The sequence below is a fragment of the uncultured Fibrobacter sp. genome (assembly GCF_946062555.1).
In the GTDB taxonomy this organism is placed as follows: Bacteria; Fibrobacterota; Fibrobacteria; order Fibrobacterales; family Fibrobacteraceae; genus Fibrobacter.
The window spans coordinates 1-2,621 of sequence record NZ_CAMGVQ010000124.1; the positions used below are offsets into that span (position 1 = coordinate 1).

Below are 2,621 nucleotides of genomic sequence, written 5' to 3' on the forward strand. Positions count from 1 at the left end.
TATACGCAAGTTAAACTACAAACCTAAGTCGCGTTAGCGACGAAAATCCGCCTTTATATCACTGGAAGTAATTCAAAATTTCTCTCCAGCGACATCAACACCATTTTTAGGGGAAGGGGTGTAGAAATACGGGTCTTTCCGCTAACATTTAACGAGTTTATCGCTAACCGTTCCGAAAGCGATTCGGAACTTTGGAAAGAGTTCTACACCTACGGAGGAATGCCGGGCCTGCTATTCCAAAAAACTCCGGCACAAAAAGCGGCTTACTTGAACAGGTTGTGGAACAAGACCTATATCGACGATTGCATAGAACACAACCACATCAGGGATAAGGCCGCATTCGAATCAATGGTAAAGGCTCTCTGTTCTTCAATCGGTTCACTCACCAATCCGAACCGCATCAAGAACGTTCTCCAAAGCAAACTTCGCGTAAACTTGAGCATTGACACGATTCAAGGCTACCTCGAAGCGCTTGAACAGGCTTACCTTTTCGAGGGAGCAGAAAGGTTCAATATCAAGGGGAACAAGTATTACGGTTCTATCAAGAAATACTATTCGGTTGATGTAGGGCTCCGCAACGCCAAACTGAATTTCAGACAGCAAGAAATCAACCACATCATGGAAAACATCATCTACACGGAACTTCGTGCACGCGGGTCCATGGTCAATGTGGGGGTTATTGAAGGGCGCGTTCAAAAAGATGGCAAAAGCGAATATGTTCAATACGAAGTAGATTTCATTGCCACAAACGGAATGCGTAAATGCTATATACAGTCTGCGTTTGAAATGACCAGCTCCGAAAAGAGCGAGCAAGAGAAACGGTCTTTAAAAAAAATCGACGATTCGTTCCTTAAGATAGTGGTCGTGGGTTCGGATATCGCTCCCTATACCGATGAAAACGGTTTTTTGATTACGGGAATTATCGACTTTCTGAAAACAGGTGCCGACAAACTTTTGGGATAGCGTATAAGGCTCCACTATGCGCAAAATGTATAGTGAGTCATAGCAAATAAGTATTTTGAATTACTTATGCAATTATTTTTTTTCGGTGGAATAAACGTATATTTAAGCCAAACGCCTGGTTCACAAACTTGTGGACCACAACTTTGTGTACTTTTTGGTACACAGCCTTGTGTACCGATAAAAAAGCGACCCCATATTCAACAAGTGGTTCAGGAGATTTTAAGAAATGAACATCAATTCTCTGCCGAAACAATACCGTAGCCGTTTACTCTGTGAAACGAACTGCATCCACAAAGAACCGATTCCGTCAAAGCATCTTGCAAAGCTTCTGAATGCTTGCCCAAAGGATTCCGTCCGGGATATTCATTTTTGCACGACGCCGGAACTAGAAAAAGACGAGGTTTGCGAAGAACAATTGCGCAAGGCCGAGTACATTGAAATCCTTAAAAAGCGAATTCCAGAAATATTTAAAAGTTTTGTCAAGTATTCCGGAGACTTTGAATTTTCGCTGTTCTTGGACCTTATGTTTGATGAATACGCGAATAACTCTCCCTTCAAGGAAATGTTCCCGGAAGGTTATCCTGCAAAATTCAATTTTCTGAACATCGACGAACGCGTGTTCAAGTTCGTGGAGCAGAATTTGTCTATTGGGTTTATGTTCCTTTTTGGAACGGATGAAGACCACTTGACATTGGTTGTTCCTGAGGAATTTATTGAAATTGTGGATGGAACAAAACGGTCTATGGCTGGGTTCCATGACTATTGCAAGGTTTACGCCAATCTTTATGGCGTTTGCAATCCCGAAACCGTCATCAGCAAGTGGAATATGAATCATGCGGACCGCACCCTGACCAAGAAACAAGGCGTTGCGGCAATCAACGAGTGCAGTTTGTTTACCCGTTATTTTATAAATTATGGCGTGTGCCTTTGCACTTGGAGTGTCGAAACATCTGTAGCGATAGAGCACATTATTGAAGAACGTAAGATCCATCGCCCCTATAGGCCGACCAATGAGGAATTTAACGAATGGCTTGACTATACGGACGATATCAATGAAAATCTTGCGGAATTCAAGACCATCCGAGATCATTTTAAAAGATATTCGGATAAGCCCGCCTGTGCTGATTTTGATGCGCACTGCCTTCTAGACGATTTGCGCATAGGACTGCAACATCCTGCTGCAATTATTGAAAGGTATCGTCTGCAAATCGGCTTTACCCGTATCGATATGGATAAGATTACGCCTATTATCACTGCCATTATGGAGCTGAACAATAAGGCTAGGCTTTGGGTTACTTACGGAAATGTTCCAGATGAATTGTCTTCGTCTCAAGAAAGTGGCTTTGGAATGCGAGACATAAATCAGAATTTTTCCGTTGTTCATTCGACGCCGAAAGTGGGGCGCAATGACCCTTGCCCTTGTGGTAGCGGCCTCAAGTACAAGAAGTGCTGTGGCAAAATGGTGAATTAGGGTATGTTGAAACTTATTTTACTTGGATTTGGTTTATTGGTGGCTATTTTCGTGCTTGCGGATGGCAGCGAATTGCGGAAACTTTCTTGCCTGGTCCCCGCCCGGCCCTCCCGCTCCTGCGGGCCGCCTAGCACCCGTATCCGGCCCCGAATCCGGACGTCATCCACACAAGTCCGATGCCGCCGCC

The 2,621-nt window shown here is 44.0% G+C and carries 2 protein-coding genes and 1 pseudogene; all 3 read left to right on the top strand.

The window, feature by feature from the left end:
* Positions 1–45 precede the first annotated feature (45 nt).
* Positions 46–147 (top strand): annotated as a pseudogene (locus Q0P86_RS17035) (AAA family ATPase); the annotation flags it as partial.
* 72 nt (positions 148–219) lie between these two features.
* The gene (locus tag Q0P86_RS16805) at positions 220–963 is read left to right on the top strand and encodes a DUF4143 domain-containing protein (protein WP_295041104.1); all 744 of its coding nucleotides are present in this window, start codon (positions 220–222) and stop codon (positions 961–963) included.
* Between the two features lie 226 nt (positions 964–1,189).
* Positions 1,190–2,434 (top strand): SEC-C metal-binding domain-containing protein, encoded by a 1,245-nt coding sequence (locus Q0P86_RS16810; RefSeq protein WP_295041106.1) that lies wholly within the window; start codon positions 1,190–1,192, stop codon positions 2,432–2,434.
* Positions 2,435–2,621 lie beyond the last annotated feature (187 nt).

Coding starts and splice junctions, on each gene's coding strand:
- Q0P86_RS16805 (WP_295041104.1), top strand. CDS start 220: ATGCCGGGCCTGCTATTCCAAAAAACTCCGGCACAAAAAGCGGCTTAC.
- Q0P86_RS16810 (WP_295041106.1), top strand. CDS start 1,190: ATGAACATCAATTCTCTGCCGAAACAATACCGTAGCCGTTTACTCTGT.